Raw genomic sequence first — 15,553 nt, forward strand, 5'->3', positions numbered from 1 at the left:
TCCCAGAGACCGAGAAGCTTCTTTTAACCCTATGCTGGTTCCTAAGCGCACTAACATGGTTGACGGCATAGAAAACGTCATTATCAGCCTTTATGCTAAGGGTATGAGTAATTCTGATATTGAAGTGCAAAAAACGGAAATGCTGAACCACTGAAAACGGAATTTTTTAAGCCACACAAAAACTCTTTACAGTCTAAGCTATTAAAAGGATTCTTATTAATTATTGCTATGCTGAATTTTATCCGCTGTGGGTGGTATACTATGACCGCCCTATCCAGCTATATGTTTCTATTATTTTTAAAGTTGAAATATCTGTGCTATAAACACTATACCAACCCTGTTTTTCATGTGGAGAATCACCAGTAATATGATCTCCTTTAGTCCAATAAAAGCCTGGTTTATTTGGTATTCCTTCACCAGAATAAGACCAAAAATTTAAACCTAATACCCTTCCATTTTTTTTAATTGAATTAAGTACTTTTTGAAAAATATGACCGTAAAATTTATTTCTTAAGTCTACGCTGTATTTAGGATTAAATTTCAAACTATCTCGGGCCAATCCAAATTCTTCCAAAACAATTGGTTTATTGAGTTTTTCTGCGGCCGCAACATGTACCTCCCAATAATCATCTACCTTCTTTAACATATTTTCATAGTCATCCACGCCTTGATTGGAGCTAAACCAGTTCCAATTTTGTAGCCAAATATGCATAGTTATATAATAGACCTTTCCATCCGTTGTAATGGCCAGAAGATTACTCCCCCTTCCCGGAACAGCCTGTAACAATCCAAAATACTGTTCCTTTTCTCTATTATAGGTAAATCCTTATTTACCCTCATTATTAACACTAAAGATTAGCATCAAAACATTTATTAAAACTAACAAAACCAAAATTATCAATATTATCTTCATGTTGATTACGGTTTAGACAAACTTAAATCCATTAAAACACTGTTAAAAACAAAAAAAGAGAATACACATGTATTCTCTCTTTTTTATAATACGGATGTTCGATACAATTTTACTTAATTAATACCTTTTTTACACCTAAATTACCAGATTCATCCTGCGCCTTAAGAATATAATACCCTGAGTTCAATTTAGAGACATTAATGCTAGCGCTTTCAAAACGCTCTAACACTTGTTGTCCTAACATGTTATAAAGTTTAATATTAGCAACAGCCGATTTTGATTGAATTGAGATTACGTTTGATGACGGGTTTGGGTAAACTTGAAAATCAAATGAACTAAAGTCTTTCACACTTAGTGGTGCTGCTGTACTTGTTATTTCTGTAAGATCAGCAACAGCGTCATATGCCACTACAACACTTCCGCCTGGAGCAACAATTTTATTTTTTGTTACGTAGTCATTTACAACTGCAGTCAAGTCTCCAACAATAGTTACTTTACCGCCTCCCATAACTTCAAGAGCGTCATCTGACACAGCGCCATTAAACGACTTTGTTGAAGCAGGATCATTATCATCTCCCTTGAGCTGGGCTAATTTTAGTAACCCGCCATTTCTAACTGTTAATCTACAATCACTATTAGCATCAGCTAACCCTTCAAAATTAACACCAAACATTTCTCCAACCTCTATTGTTCCCCAACAATCAATGTAACTCTTGGCTCCAGGATTAAATGCTAACCATAAGTGAGATTTTGTCTTAAAAGTTGCGTTTGGCTCCACTACTAGGTTAGCCTGTGTAGTCCAACCAATTGCAGCCCATCTTCCGTCAGTGGTTTCAATAGACCCACCACTTTTAATAGTAATTGTCCCATAATCTGATCCCACTCCTGCCGTAAATAAGCCAAAAGTATGTGCTTGTGTTACCACGCAATCAGCATTTGAAGTATTACCATCAAAAATAGCTTCATCAACTCCAAACTGAGGGTAATAGCCCACATCCCAATTGCCATCATCCTCGAACTTATTGTTCCCTGATCCGTTTGTCCAATTATGTTGAGCGAAAGTCATTGATATACTTAAAACCAACGTCATTAAAAATAGTACTTGTTTTTTCATAATTTGTAAAATTTAGATTAGTTAAATAATTATGAAACAAAAGTATTTCAACACATTAAAAACCAGATAATTAAAAATTAATATTCGATTAATAAACAATTAATATTAATAAAAATTAGTTTTTTTGAGATTATTATGATTAAACAAAATCTCTATTAATTAAAAAGCTTTTTGAGATAATTAAAAATAAAAAAGCTAGATGAAATTCATCTAGCTTTTTTTAAAACAACTGTTCTATCTTTATTTAAATAGTTAAATCATTTAGTTTATTTATTGCAAAAGCATAGGCTCCTAATCCAATAATTTTACTCGTACTATTTTTAGAAACAGCCACACCTGTTCTTAAAAAAGGGTCGTAAACAGTTGTTTTATCTGTCCCAGGAATCTTTAATTCTTTATGCTTTCCTTCCAGTAATCTCGTTCTTCCAACTGCATCTTCTAAATTAAACACTTTTGGTACTAGCCTATCTAAAAAATCTCCATCTGCTGTTTTAAAACTAGATTCCATTTGTTCAAACATTGCTGGCGCAAATAATTCAAAAGCTCCAGAAACACCACCTCCAAGAACTACAATTCCATCAAATAATGTAATGATATTTGATAAGGCCTCTCCTAACACAGCCCCAAAATCTTGAAACGCATCTAAAGAGGCATTTCTATTTCCCTCTATTTTGCCTGTAGCAATATCATAAATCTCTTGAGGGGTTCCAACCTCTTCTAAATCTAAACCTGTTTTTTCTGCAAAACTTCGTCTTATCCCTTCTCTACTTACATGATCCTCTACATTACTTTCTGGATTAAGAATATCCCGTAACAACCAGCCTTCACCCCCATTCGAGTTATCGCCAGTAATTAATTTATTATCAGCAACTAAACCTACACCAAACCCTGTACCTAAAGTAACTCCTATAAGATTTTTAAAGCATTTTGGGCTTCCAACAGCTTCCAAACTTTTATTAATATCAGGTAAAAAACCAAACAGAGCTTCTCCATATGCAAATAAATTACCATCATTATTAATATATACAGGAATATCAAAATGATGTTCTAGCATAGGTCCTAAAGGTACACCTCCTTTAAATGAAGGCAAATTTGGAAGATCTCCTATAATACCATTTGGATAATCTGCAGGACCAGGAAATGCAAAACTTATAGCTACTGGGGCTTCTTGAAGTTTACTTTTTACAATTTCAAAGCCAGATATTACTGTTTGTAAACATTTGGTTAAATTCTCGGAATTAGGATACAACCTTATAGGCTCTACAATCTGTTTTTTTCCCTGTATTGCAGAAAAGACAAAGTTAGTTCCACCAGCATCAAGCGTCATAACTATGCGCTCATCCTGTTCAATATTATATGCCATTATTATTTAAGCTTTTTTTGTTTTTGCAATTGATAAAATGAATAAGTAAACCATACATATTACTAATACAGATAAACTTGACATAAAGCCAAAGTATTCACTAATAGCCCCCATAATTGGAGGAATAAAAGCTCCTCCTGAAACTGCCATAATCATTAAACCTGAAATTTCATTTGAGCGTTCTGGCATTTTATCTACAGCTATTGAGAATATTAAAGGAAATAAATTACCTGAACCAAATCCAACTAAAAATATAGCTACTAAGCCTACCGTTGGACTTGGAGCCATAAACATTAATAAAACACTCAATAATGCTATAGTAGTAGTAATAATTAAAAATAATTTTGGTTTGATAAAGTTAAGTAAGATAGCCCCTAAGAAACGACTTATCATTAAAGCTACAAAATATACACTAATTCCTAAAGAAGCCTCTTCTATACTCCAACTAAATAAATGCATCATATAATTTTGAATATTAGAATTCATAGCAACATCTGCACCAACGGTTAAGAATATACCTAAAACCATCATTAAAATAAAACTATTCTTTAATAAAGAAAAACATGATTTAAAAGTAGCTGGTTCTTTTTCTGCTCCACTTTCTTCTATTTGAGTGAAATACAACCATACTACGGCCAAAAGAGATGTTACGGCATAAACAGCAAACACCAATTTCCAATCACCAAACTGAGTAGCCATAGTTGCAGCAATGATAGGCCCTAATAAAGACACGATTGCCTTAACAAATTGCGTTAAACTCATAAAACTAGAAAAACGCTCCCTAGGAGAGACGTCTTGTAGTAGTGGATTTGCAGACACTTGCACTATAGTATTACCTATACCCAAAAACACAAAGGCTGCTAACATGATTGAAAAAGAATAGCCTATAAACGGAATTAGCATACCAACTCCAGATAATGCCATACCCAAAACAAGCATATTACGTTTTCCCCACTTATCTTGAAATATACCAACGGGCACAGAAAGCAAGAAAAACCAAATGAATGCCATTGAAGGTATTAATTGTGCCAAATTATCTGGTAAATCAAAGTCTTTCTGAATATAACCTGTTGATACTCCTACAATATCAACAAACCCCATTACAATGTAAGACATGAATACGGGAAGCAATTTACTCCAGCTTATTTTTGAAGTCATAATATAAAATTTAGATTAATTTGTTAGGTTGTCAAATGTATCTTAGGTGTGTTAATTTTAATATAATAACCAATTAATTTATCCTTAAAATGTAATTTAATTGTATTAAAAAAACTTTTAACGATATTTATAATAAAACTAGAGGCAATCACACTACTTAAATCTTAATAACTAAATGACAAATAGTTTGACATACTATTCTGTTTGAAAAGACCATAGTTGACCTAAGGTTTCCCCGCCAAAACTATCTCTAACTACAACTTTCCAATAATATGTATTTCCTAAATCTAAAGCTACCTCATAAGAAGATTTATTAATATTTTCAGCAATTAAATCCGGTGTTCTTGTTGTACCAAAATAAACATCATAAACTAACACATCATTGTCTTTATCTTCAGCAAGCCATTGAAGCATCACTGAACCCTCAAGTACTTTTTGATTTAATTTAGGAGCGACTAAACTTGGTAAATAAGGTAAATGATTACTCAAGCCATCTCCTTCAGTATTAAATCTTCTTATTAAAGAAAATTCACTTGCTTTCTTTTTGGAGTCTACAGCTCTAACACGCCAGTAGTAAACAACGCCTTTTAACACCTCAAAACTTGTAGTAGTTTTTAAAGTTGTTAAAGACTGAATGTTTTCAGAAAAAGTGTCATTAGTAGCAATCTGTATATAGTAGGATATGTTATCTCCTTGTTTGTCCACTGAGCTTTTCCATTCAAAATCTAATATGTTATCTGTACAATTTAAATTATTGGCCGGAGCAATTAGCTCAGGAACTCCAGGTGCGGTATTCTTCTCAGGGTTAGGATTCACAATAGCTGAATCATCTTTACTACACGATAAAAAAACTAGTAAAACCATGAACAAAACTCTTCTCATCATCATTGTTTAATCACTTTTAAATTAATTGGTTTTCTCAAATCTAATCTTACAAAATAAATACCTGTAGGCACATCTTTAAAAGAGACTCTTATTCCGTTTGAATACACTTTGTATATACCACTAGCCACTTTTTGTTGTAATGCATTGAATACATCTACTTTTACTTCTTTTAAATCAATATTTGGAATAACTATATTCAACACGTCTTGCGTTGGGTTAGGATAAACTGAAAAATAGCTTGTTAAATCAGCTGTGTTTAAAATACTTCCCTCACAATCCAATTGACTTGTAATAGCTACCTCGTCACCATGATCTACATCTATTTCAAAAGTGCTTGAATAGGTAGTCAACAATGCTTCTCCATTTATGGCTATGGTGTAAGGAGCAGTTCCTGATGTTATTTCTACACTTTGTGTAACTACACTGCCGTTTTTAATGGTAACTGATTTACCTGTTATTTCTTCTGCAGCATCTACAACTACATTAAAACATTGCTGATATGATGGTTCTTCTGCAACTGAAATACATACCGAATAAACGCCTGGATTTAATCCTTCAACAACATGGGATTGAGGTTCATTGAAATCTTGTGGTTCGCTATTATTAAGAGATAAGGCATAGCTTAATGGCTGCATGGCATTGATAGCAATTCTGCCATTATTTTTACCAACACATGATTCTCCAATAGATTCAACAGTGAAATTATTAGTATTAATCATCAAACATCCTCTAGCATCAACAATAGTTCCGGGAAGCGTTTCAGGACATTTATCTAAGTCATTTTTAACACCATCATTATCATCATCCCTCTCTCCATGAGGTAAATCTTCTACCAATATTGTAAATTCATAAACTATATCATCTGAAATACAGACTTCTGTATTTTGTTTTAAATGCAGCTTCCAGATATCAGCATTATTACCTAAGGAAATTAATATTGGAGCTGGGCTTGTATTTAATTGTAACAGTTCTCCTGTGGGTGTCTCCCATTGATACCCCCCATTAATCTCATAATTAACATCTAGTTCTAGAAAACTACCTTCTTTTATTAAGGTTGATGCACCGATTTTAAACTTTTTATTATTAACACTATATTTAATGACATCATCATTTAGCTGTTCCATATCCTTTACATTAAACACAGCATTAATATCTGAACAACTTGGTCTTTTAAAAGCATATTCTCCAAAGTCTGAGGCATCAGAAATCACTACACGATGCTCTTGATTTTTTAAATCAAAAACTAATTCTTCTCCTTTTGGTGTATTTAAATTAAGATACAGAGGAGAGTTTTCTTTATACACATGGTCTAATGGCATTTCTTGAACCAAATCCCATTTATGCATTACATATCCCTCTAAATAATGCCTTTGTTTATTTGATAATACATAATCGTAAAATAAAACTTCAGAAATTGGGCCTCTATGGTACCAGCTTCCACCGGCATTACCACCATCTCTTTGTCCTAAATAAAAAGTTCTAAGATTAGTAATAGCACTTGAAGTTGCTTCTACTTCTTCTTCTAATCTACCATTAATATAAACTTTTATTTTCCCGCCCTGTTTACTTATAATTGTGGCAAAGGCACTTCCATCTTCATACACTCTCCCATGCTCCTGACTACCATTTATTTTAGTTCTAATTCTTCCTCCATTTCCTCGTCTATCTATGTAAAACGCAAAACCAGTATTTTCATCTTCATTACCTAAAAGCGCATTCCAATCGCCATGACTCGTTACATAATACTTCCCTGTAACAACCATACTCCAATCGCCATCCAAAACATCATCATTATTGGTTAAAAACAATGGGAGCCCATCTGAATCATTCATACCAAACATAATAGCGGGCTTCCCATTCATGCCATTATTACTATATGTTGGTCTTAAATTATAGTTTGATTGATATGGCATTGAATAACCACTAGCAGACTTATTTTTCCAAACAGCAATAAGCTCTCCTTCTTCAGGTTTTGTCCCATCATTTCTAACATCTGAAGCATCCAACCAAAAAATAGGGTTTTGCAACTCTGGTGTTATTTTTAAATTCAATTCATCGCCAATACATGCAATGGCATTCTTTAATGGTTGCCACTCTGCATCATTTTTACTTACTGAGATGCTATAATCTTTAGAAGCCAACACCATTTCTTTTTCAATCCAACTATTTGAAATACAGGATTTACTACTTGTTACTCGGCATTTAATTTTTGCCCCTGGCCTTACCTCTGTAATATCTAGCTCACTTGAGTTATTTATAACCTTACTCTCATCAATCCACCATTCAAAAACTGGAAAATCACCTTCATTGGCGGTTTGAGCAATTATTTTTGTTGCATTTAAAGAACAATCTTCGCTTTGGTTTGTTATAAAATCTAGTTGCAGTTGTCCCGTAGACCTAAATCTCTCCCAATCTATATTAGGCCAAGCTTCAGAACACCAATCAATCATCTCTTCTAAAATTTGACAATCAACGCCTAATTTTGCAAATTCTGGAAATAGGTAATAAAATTTATCTGCATGATAATCAAGACCAACAAAATAAGTCATATCCTGTAAGTCTTCTGTTTTTTTACTTTCGTAATCCAATTCATTACTACCTCCATTAGGCAATCTATTCCAGTTTTCTAGGTTATTTTCAGGTTTTCTAACCTCTGTTAAAAACTGTCTTAGTTGCGCATTTAAAACCCACTTAGACATACCTTCTTCTATTCTATCAAGGAAGGTTGGCCAAACACTTGGTGCAAAATTATTTAACTGGTTACTATCTGTTCTTCCTATAATATGCCAAGGACCTTGTACTCTTATTCTAAATCCCTTTCCGTTATTAGGTGTTGTAGCTCCAGACCACGATCTAAATTGGTACATTGCATTCATAGAATGATAATACCTAAGTGGTTCATAAATACCCGATGTACTACTTGCCTTCATAATAAAGTCGGGATGGTAATTATAATCCATTGGTGAGTTATGAGATACCATACCATTTCCTCCATTAACAATCAACTGTAAATGGTACCAATTGGTAGACTCATAAGCTCCTGTTGCTTCAGATTGCCCATGAAAAAACAAACAATTCCCCACAATATTATAACCATCATTTATTGGTAGTTCACTCTCAGATACACAGGCTTGAAAATGAGGTGGTACTTCAAACACCTGATAATTCTCTCCAAACCATTGTCTAGTTGCCGGTTGATCTTCTGGTTTTGCAAACCAATGTGCTTTATCCTGTAAATTAAACTCATTCATAAGTTCAAAGTACTGCACTGCCATAAGGCGCGCTAAACTGGTAGCTGCAAACTCTCTTGGTATCCCTTCTCCTAGCTTTGAAGTTGCTAAACTTAAAGGTTCTCTCCAATGCTCAGAGAGACTAGAATCACCATTGCTTTTCACTGCCAAGAAAAAGCGATAATGATACCAAAAATCTCTGTTCTTTTGCATTAAATCATTTGGAGTTCTGTTTGCTGGTGGAACTGCCTCTAAATAATTTCTAAAATCTCGGTATCCTTTTTTAGGGTAAATGTTATATCGCCCTCCATGAGCTACTGGATCTTCCCAAAAGTTATCTTTTGAATAGGCATCCATAGGGTGAATCATTGGCAACCAATGCTTCCAGTCTGGGAATTGTATAGCCAATGGCAATAACGTTCTATCAACCATTTTATCAGAATCAAACCTATCATATACTGTTTCTTGTGTTACTCCGTTAGGGAACATATGATCTAACATATCCTTATCTGCTTCCAAAACCGCATCTAACCCAGCTCCTGCAGCCCACTGTTCAATAGGTTTATTAGCTAAATCTGGCCCCGGTTGGTAAGGCGGGTTCCAAGGCCTTCCATAGCGATTAACATTGTCATGCTCTGCGGAAAGCGATCTTATATATGATGCAATTTGTTTTCCTTCTTCCTCGGTTAACATGTGGAATTTTGCACGTTCAATAATTGACTTGTTTGAGTAGCTAAAAATTTCTAGATCTCTCCCGTCTTGCGTATGGCAAGATGCGCATTTTGCCTTTATGGAGCCTTGTCCTGGTAATTTATAACCATACCAAAAACCTTCAACTCCTGGATCTAAATAGTTGCTTTTTAATTCAGCGTAATACCATAAATCCTTTCCTGCTTGAATGTTTGAAGCATCTGTATATGGTCCTTCCCAAAGCATAGGGTCGTCTTCTTCAAAAAAACTATCATCTAAGATTTTTGCACCTCCTACATCAAAAAGATTTAATTGCACAATCCTAAATCCGTTAGAAATGGCATCAGACTTATTAAATCTAAATTTTATGGTATTAAGCCCAGATATAATTCCTACTGCTGGAATACTCAACCTAATAGTACTATGCCCACCGTGAGCCATTCCTCCTCTCTCCTTTTCTGGACTTTGAATCCGGCAACTATCATGGTTTAAGTCATACCAATCTTCATTATTAATTTTAACAGATGCTTTATTCTGATAACCTAGATTATTTATCTGTAACCAAATGTACTTTGCTTGATTTGCTTGCTCTTGACTAAGAGTTAAATTTATTTCTTCTATAGTTCCTTCAGCCCCTAATACTTCTATTGGAAGTAATACTTTTTCTCCAATATTCTGGCTTATTAAATTAACAGGAACTATCGCTACCCATAGAGCAACGATATAAGTAGTTATTTTCATGAAGGCTTTCTTAATCTAGTTTAGGCAAACAAAATAATTACCTTCAATTAATTTTAGATTAATATCTAATTAATAACATTTTTTTTCTAATTTAAAAGCTTATTTGTAAAATAATCACTCAAACTTATTAGTTTAATTTTATAAATAGCACTTGATTTGTACCATGCTGTGGGAAAGCTAAAATATTGAGTTTTTTTGAGTAGTTTGGGTCTGTTGGATATTTCAATCCTGTCATTATTATTTCCACCTGTTGTTTTTTAGGATCAATTTTAAGTAATTTTCCTGCAGCCCAATCAGTAATGTAATAATTATTTTTAATTTTAGTTATTCCTTCAAGATTTCCTGCTTCTGTAGCTATAGGCTGAATGTTTTTAGTCTCTAAATCAATGCTTAAAAGATCGCCTAACTTAGAAGTCTCAAAAGAACTCGGTTTTAACAATACTCCCCAAGAAGCTACTATCAATTTATCTTTTTCCATGTATAAGCCGTCAGGAGCTTCTAGTCTGTCGGACTCTAACCAAATGTTAACTTTTTTAGTAACAGCATCAATCTTGAAGATTTTATTACCAAAAAAATCAGATATATAAAGGTCTCCACTTTCTGAAATAGCGACATCATTTAAAAATTCACCTTCTGGAATGGGGTAAAATGTTTCTACCTTTTCATTTTTAATGTTAATTTCAAACACTCCTTCCCTATCTACCACATACAAAAACTTCTTTGTAGCCACCATGCCAGAAGGGGCATGCATACCTTCTTCTTTACCTATCCAAAAGGGGGCTATCACATTTCCAAATTCATCAGTTCTAGTAACCCAGCCATTAGCATCTTTCTCTAGTGAAATTCCTCCTCCCAAATTTGATACAAACCATGTTCTTGATTTTTCATGCCAAACAGCTTGATCTGGTGCATCATAAACCTGTACTTTTTTTTGAGAAAAAGAACTTGAAAAAAATATTATAAATACAAAAACTGAAATAAAAATTGTTTTCATATTATTCGGATAAATAATTAGTTTTTAATTGTTGCCACTTTTGCATAGATAAAGGTAAATAAATATCTGGTTCTTTATCAAAGCCAAAATTAATATACCCAATAGGTCCTCTATAATTTACTTCATTTAAAGCCTTTAAGAAATGACTATAATCAAAAGTCCCATCTTCAAGTGGCATTATGGTACCTTGATCCATAGACCTTCTACTTGACATATCAACTTTTGCCTGAGCACCAGCTATTGTAACAAAACTAATATAATCTTTTACATTCTCTACTACTTCAGCTAACCTATTCCCATTTCCTGCTTTTAATTCATGACAAGTATGGACAGCTAATTTTAAATTAGGATGATTTATTTTTTTCACCATGGGCAATGATTGTTCTGCTGTGTAAAAATAACACCAACTATGAGGATATAAGGTTACAGACACATTTCTATTTGCAGCGTAATTTACCATATTTTTTAAAACACCTTCTACATGTTCATCATCAACGCCTGGTTCTTTTTTTCCAAAAATCACCCATAAGTCTATTCCTTGATTCTTAATTATATCAACAACGCGTTGCCACCTTGTTCTATCAATTTCATTATCGGCAAAATTATATCTTATAAAAACAGAATATATTTTAAATTCTTTAATTTTATTGGCGTATGCAATAAACTCAGGTAATTGTTTTACATGCTCTGCCTTTGCCATTCTTAATGAAATACCATCATAGCCATATGTTTTAAGCTTCTCTATTTGTGCTTTAGATTCTAATAACTCTAAGCCTCCAAAATTATATACAAAAAAAGGGTTACCCTGCTGATTATTTACCTCCATCTCTTGATAAAATTTCGACTGAGTTTGCCCCTTCGAATTACAAAAAAAAACAGCCAGACATGAGAAAATAAAAATTGTACTTTTCATTGATGCTTACTAAAAGAATAAGGTAATTCTTCATCTTTACTCCCCCAACTTTTATTAGGTATGTCTGTAAGAGTAAAGTGCAAAGTTCCTCCCTCTTGAATCTCTTCAAACTTAATGAAATTATTGTTAAATGGTTTACCTTTTAAACTAGCAGAGTTTATATAAACATTATTTTCTCTATTATTTTCTGAAGTTATTATAAAAGTATTTCCGTTATCAAGTGTTAATGTAGCTCTATCAAACAAAGGACTACCAATAACATATTCATCAACCCCAGGAGTAACAGGATAAAAACCTAAAGCACTAAATACATACCAGGCAGATGTTTGTCCATTATCTTCATCGCCACAATACCCATCTGGGGTTGCCGCGTATAGCTTGTTAAGCACTTCACGTACTCGCCCTTGAGCTTTATAAGGCATCCCTGCATAATTGTATAGATAAATCATGTGTTGAATAGGTTGATTACCGTGTGCATAATTACCCATATTCACAATCTGCATTTCTCTAATTTCATGAATGGTTTGTCCATAATAAGAATCATCAAAATCTGGAGGCATTGTAAATACTGCATCTAATTGTTTTACAAAAGGCTCTTTTCCTCCCATTAAATCAATTAAACCCTGCACATCATGAAAAACAGACCAAGTATAATGCAAACTATTGCCTTCAGTAAAAGCGTCACCCCATTTTAGCGGATTAAACGGCGACTGAAAACTACCGTCTTCATTTTTACCACGCATTAAATTGGATTCAGTATCAAACACATTTTTATAATTATAGGATTGCTTATAAAAACGTTTGGCTAGATCATCTTTACCAAGCTTTTCTGCCATTTTTGCAATAGTAAAATCGGCATAAGCATACTCTAAAGTTCTTGCTGTATTTTCTTTTATACCAACATTGTAAGGCACATATCCTAATTCATTATAGTAGTCTACACCTTCTCTCCCAACAGATGGATGAGGTCTTCCTTCATTTACATTTGCATTTTTAAGCATTGCCTCAAACAACGTATTTATCACCTCATCATCTTTAATGTTTCCTTTTAGAAACGCATCTACTACAATTGGTGCGGAGTTTGACCCTATCATACAGTTTCTATGTCCAGGGCTTGCCCATTCTGGTAACCAACCAGATTCTTTATATGTATTGGCTAAACCCTCCATAATATTGGCATTAAGTTCTGGATACATTAGATTAAAAAATGGAAATACTGCCCTAAAAGTGTCCCAAAAACCATTATCTGTAAACATGTAACCTGGTAATACTTTTCCATTATATGGGCTATAATGCACTATATCATTATTAGCATCAAATTCATAAAATTTTCTTGGGAAAAGCAATACCCTATATAAACATGAATAAAACGTTTTTAAATTATCTGTGTTTGCGTCTTCAACTTTTATTCTATTCAACTCTTTTTCCCAAGCATTTTTGGCTTTTTCTTTTGTTACTTCAAAATCATCATTACCTATTTCTCTTGAAAGGTTTAAAGTCGCCTGATCTAAACTTATAAAAGAGGAAGCAACCTTGGCATGTACTTCTTCTCCTCTAGTGGTTTTAAAACCAATAATAGCACCTACATGTTCTCCTTCACTTGTTAGACTATTCTCTAGTAAGGTCCAATTATCTGCCCAGGTATGTGTTATTTCAAAGTCCTTATCAAAAGTTACTACAAAGTAATTATGAAAATTCTCTGGAACTCCACCGCTATTATTTCTACAATACCCAATAATTTTTCGTTCTTCAGGTATAATTTTTACCATAGATCCTTGAAAAAAGCCATCTACTAAAATATAAGAAGTCTCACCATCTGGAAACGTAAATTTAAAATGAGCAGCTCGTTCTGTTGGTGCCACTTCAGCTACCACATCATAATCTGCTAAATACGTTTTATAATGATATGGTTTTACCGTTTCTGCTTTATGAGAAAACCAAGATGCGCGCTCATTCTCATGAAATTTTAAATCGCCAGTTACAGCCATTAAAGAAAAAGCTGCATAATCATTAATCCAAGGACTAGGCTGATGTGTTTGCTTAATTCCTCTTATTTTATTTTCATTGTATTTATAGGTCCATCCATCACCCATTTTAGAAGTCATAGGTGTCCAGAAATTCATCCCCCATGGTGTTGCTATGGCTGGGTATGTATTTCCATTTGATAGACTAAATTTTGAATCGGTTCCCATTAATGGATTTACATACTCTACCAACGCTTTCTCTTCGTTAGAACTGCAATAAGAAACAACGGTTTGTTTACATGAGTGTAAAAAGAATGCCATGCAAATGGCGGCTATTATCTTCAGTTTCATTAAAAAAATTTTAATCTATTATTTTGTTATAAAATTGTTCATTTTTATCGATACATACTGAGAATTGTAAAGTAGCCTTTTCATTTTCAATAGTAACTGGCTCTTTACTCATATAGTTTCTCATTCTTGCTCCAAAAACAGAAACTGTTAGTTTTTTATCCCCTCTTACTAACATATAATCCCATGACATTTGTTCTTTTACTGGTGTTAAAGCACTATTCCCTCCAGAAAACGCTTCAACATTTGTTAATGAGGTATGCCCTTGCCCTTCAATAATAATAGGATGTATGTTCTCAACTTTCTCTCCTGTATTTGCTATAATAGACCCTTGTGCTATTTGCCAATTTCTATTTTTAGTATTACTTCCTTGTTTTAAGATACCCACCGCAACACAGTCAAAATTAAAGTTAGTTAATTGCCCATATGACTGTTCGCCCAGTAAAATACCTCCATAAGTACCAAACGTAAATAAGTCTATTATTTGTGCATTATCGGTATTATTTATGGTATAAGCATAAGTTTTTTTAGCTATCACAGCATCCACTACTTTTCTTGTAATTTGCCCGCCAATAAAACGTTGAGAAGCTGGATTTACATGGCAATGCAAAATACGTGGCACATCATATACGTAATTCATTTTTATAAACTGGCCACTTAAAGGAAACCCATAGCAGTGTTCAAATGTCATCAATTCACAAGGATATTGTCTACTTGCATTAAAATCAAAGGCAACATACTCACCGTAAAAAGAAAGACAGGATAAATAGACTCCTTGAGTGAGACTGTTTTTTGAGACCTGTATTGTTGCTGGGTATTCTATTATAGCTGACGGATCATTAACAGTTTGCTCTGGGTACCAAAACTGAATACCCTTAATTTGAGTTGAAGATTTTACGGTAATAAAAACCTGATCTTTATCGGTTATCTTAAAAACGCTTCCTACTGGCTGTTTTAAATTTTCGTGAATAGTACCTCTTGGAGTTGGGCCATGTACGCCTATTAACGAGACATTATCTTTTAAAGCAACTCCTCCATCTATGTGATAGGGTTCATTACTAGGTTCTATCCACAAAGCTGCTCCTTTTGGTGAAGCCCAATCTATTGCTTTTTGTAAATTTATTTTATTAACCGCCGCTGAATTTTCTGGTTTAACTCCAAATTCTTGAATACTTTTCATTGTTTGAGCCCAAGACCATTGGATTACCAAAACACATAGCACTATAAATATTCGTTTCAT

At 33.6% G+C, this 15,553-nt stretch carries 10 protein-coding genes and 2 pseudogenes; 1 reads left to right on the forward strand and 11 read right to left on the reverse strand.

The genetic code is table 11. The features are described from left to right. Positions 1 to 142 (forward strand): annotated as a pseudogene (locus FGF67_RS06915) (transposase); the annotation flags it as partial. 117 nt (positions 143 to 259) lie between these two features. Here FGF67_RS06915 and FGF67_RS06920 read toward each other — a convergent pair. From FGF67_RS06920 to FGF67_RS06965, 11 genes and pseudogenes are all read right to left on the reverse strand, one after another. Then, positions 260 to 712 carry a glycoside hydrolase 5 family protein gene (locus FGF67_RS06920; protein WP_139696115.1) on the reverse strand — a complete coding sequence of 151 codons (453 nt, stop codon included), beginning with the start codon at positions 710 to 712 and terminating at the stop codon, positions 260 to 262. A 9-nt stretch (positions 713 to 721) separates the two neighbouring features. Beyond that, positions 722 to 823, reverse strand: a pseudogene (locus FGF67_RS17690) (DUF4138 domain-containing protein); the annotation flags it as partial. Between the two features lie 199 nt (positions 824 to 1,022). After that, positions 1,023 to 2,027: a T9SS type A sorting domain-containing protein gene (locus FGF67_RS06925; RefSeq protein ID WP_139696117.1), complete on the reverse strand. Its 1,005-nt coding sequence runs from the start codon at positions 2,025 to 2,027 to the stop codon at positions 1,023 to 1,025. A 244-nt stretch (positions 2,028 to 2,271) separates the two neighbouring features. After that, positions 2,272 to 3,390, reverse strand: a complete 1,119-nt coding sequence (locus FGF67_RS06930; protein WP_139696119.1) for an ROK family protein — start codon at positions 3,388 to 3,390, stop codon at positions 2,272 to 2,274. A gap of 6 nt (positions 3,391 to 3,396) precedes the next feature. Beyond that, on the reverse strand, positions 3,397 to 4,548 hold the full coding sequence (locus FGF67_RS06935; RefSeq protein ID WP_139696121.1) for an MFS transporter: 1,152 nt from the start codon (positions 4,546 to 4,548) through the stop codon (positions 3,397 to 3,399). A gap of 195 nt (positions 4,549 to 4,743) precedes the next feature. Next, positions 4,744 to 5,412 carry a hypothetical protein gene (locus FGF67_RS06940; RefSeq protein ID WP_158293189.1) on the reverse strand — a complete coding sequence of 223 codons (669 nt, stop codon included), beginning with the start codon at positions 5,410 to 5,412 and terminating at the stop codon, positions 4,744 to 4,746. Positions 5,413 to 5,432: 20 nt separating this feature from the next. Next, positions 5,433 to 10,094: a T9SS type A sorting domain-containing protein gene (locus FGF67_RS06945; protein WP_139696125.1), complete on the reverse strand. Its 4,662-nt coding sequence runs from the start codon at positions 10,092 to 10,094 to the stop codon at positions 5,433 to 5,435. A 127-nt stretch (positions 10,095 to 10,221) separates the two neighbouring features. Further along, the gene (locus FGF67_RS06950) at positions 10,222 to 11,088 is read right to left on the reverse strand and encodes an NHL repeat-containing protein (RefSeq protein WP_139696127.1); all 867 of its coding nucleotides are present in this window, start codon (positions 11,086 to 11,088) and stop codon (positions 10,222 to 10,224) included. A gap of 1 nt (position 11,089) precedes the next feature. Beyond that, the gene (locus FGF67_RS06955; protein WP_158293190.1) at positions 11,090 to 11,914 is read right to left on the reverse strand and encodes a TIM barrel protein; all 825 of its coding nucleotides are present in this window, start codon (positions 11,912 to 11,914) and stop codon (positions 11,090 to 11,092) included. A gap of 83 nt (positions 11,915 to 11,997) precedes the next feature. Next, positions 11,998 to 14,316, reverse strand: coding sequence for a GH92 family glycosyl hydrolase (locus FGF67_RS06960; protein ID WP_139696132.1), 2,319 nt, complete (start codon positions 14,314 to 14,316; stop codon positions 11,998 to 12,000). Positions 14,317 to 14,326: 10 nt separating this feature from the next. Then, on the reverse strand, positions 14,327 to 15,553 hold the full coding sequence (locus FGF67_RS06965) for a hypothetical protein (protein ID WP_139696135.1): 1,227 nt from the start codon (positions 15,551 to 15,553) through the stop codon (positions 14,327 to 14,329).

It is taken from the genome of Allotamlana fucoidanivorans (assembly GCF_006265225.1).
Classification (GTDB): Bacteria; Bacteroidota; Bacteroidia; order Flavobacteriales; family Flavobacteriaceae; genus Allotamlana; species Allotamlana fucoidanivorans.